General features: G+C 60.7%; 1 protein-coding gene. It reads right to left on the reverse strand.

All coding sequences use genetic code 11. The features are described 5' to 3' along the window. Window positions 1–1589, reverse strand: a 1589-nt coding sequence (locus tag D6877_RS08815; protein ID WP_130910506.1) for an MHYT domain-containing protein, incomplete at its 3' end; no start/stop codon positions are given. Between the last annotated feature and the right edge of the window lie 167 nt (window positions 1590–1756).

Here is a 1756-nt window from a genome sequence, read left to right on the forward strand (position 1 = left end):
GAGAGGTTCACGGCAATGCGCCAGTCGGTGTAACCGAGCACGTACCATTCGCGCATCTGCCGGCAGGCTTCGTTGAGCACCCATTCGCCCATCGGAATGATCAGCCCGGTTTTCTCCGCCAGATCAATGAACTTGTCCGGCATCAGCATGCCATGCAGCGGATGCTTCCAACGCAGCAGTGCTTCGGCACCGACGGGGCGACCGTTGGCGGCGTCGAATTTGGGCTGGTAATGCAGGCAGAACTGGTTGTGCTCGATGGCCGCGCGCAGGTCCTGCAACAGTTGCAGTTGTTTGCGCGCGTTAGTGTTCATCGACGCATCGAAGAAGCTGTAGCCGTTCTTTCCGCCGCCCTTGGCGTGGTACATCGCGGCGTCGGCGTTCATCAGCAGTTCCTGGGCGTTGGCGCCGTTGCCTGGAAACAGGGCGATGCCGACGCTGGCGGAAATCTGCAGGTCATGCTCGGCGACGCGGAACGTGCGACCGATCAGGCCGACCTGACGCGCGGCCAGGCTCAAGGCGTCATTGGGCTCGCTCAAGCGCACCAGCAGAACGAACTCATCGCCACCGATTCGCGCCAGGGTGTCCTGGCTGCGCAAATCCTCACGCAGACGCGCGCCGACTTCGCGCAGCAATTGGTCGCCCATGTGATGGCCGAATGCGTCGTTGACCGGTTTGAAGCCGTCGAGGTCGATGAACATCAAGGCAAAGCAACCGCCCTGCTCTTCAACTTTTTTGATTGCCTGATTGATGCGGTCGTCGAGCAACATGCGATTGGGCAGGCTGGTCAGCGGATCGTGCAAGGCCAGTTGGGTGAGTTCGCGATTGGCCACCGTCAACGAGTGCGCCAGATCAGCGGTGCGCGCTTCGAGGCGGGCGTCGAGGATCGAGGTCAACAAGGCAATTGACAGCACCGCCAGCGTGGTGACCACGACCAGACTGTCGAGGCCATTGCCCTTCAAGCCATTGAGTGTCGCGCCGCAGAAACTGCCGTCAGGAAACTGCGCCGCCGCCATGCCGGTGTAATGCATGCCGACAATCGCCACACCCATGATCACCGCCGCGCCGGCACGAATCAGCCGCACATAGGGCGAATGCTGGCGCAGGCGAAAGGCGATCCACAATGCCGCTGCCGACGCGCCGACGGCAATCAGCAAGGAGGCGCTGAACAATGTCGGGTCGTAATCTATGCCCGGGGTCATGCGCAGCGCAGCCATGCCGGTGTAGTGCATGGCGCTGATGCCTGCTCCCATGATCAACGCACCGAAGGCCAGTTGCACCAGTGGCAACTTCGGTTGGCTGACCAGCCACAAGGCAAAGCCGCAGGACAGCACCGCGATCAGCAATGACAACGCGGTCAGGGCGAAGTCATAGCCCAGGTCGATCGGCAATTTGAAGGCAAGCATGCCGATGAAATGCATCGACCAGACGCCAACGCCCATCGCCAACGCCCCGCCCGCCGTCCAGAAATGCACGGCCCGGCCTTTCGCCGTGGCGATGCGCCCGGTCAGGTCGAGCGCCGTGTAGGAGGCCAGAATGGCCACGCACAACGAAATCAAAACCAGAGTGAAGGAGTAGCTGCCGATGAGCATGGACGTTCTCGTGACAAGCCGAAACCGTACTGCTTCCATTCTCGGTCGGGCAAATGCGGCGATTGTACTGATTGCGCGGAAGAACGCACTGACAAAGTAATCAAATTGCCATCAAGCCGATGAAACGCTTGTTCGATCGTCCTACAAGGCTCTGCGGTGGGCTTTAA

This window comes from Pseudomonas sp. Sample_9, assembly GCF_004307535.1.
Taxonomy (GTDB): Bacteria; Pseudomonadota; Gammaproteobacteria; order Pseudomonadales; family Pseudomonadaceae; genus Aquipseudomonas; species Aquipseudomonas mercuritolerans.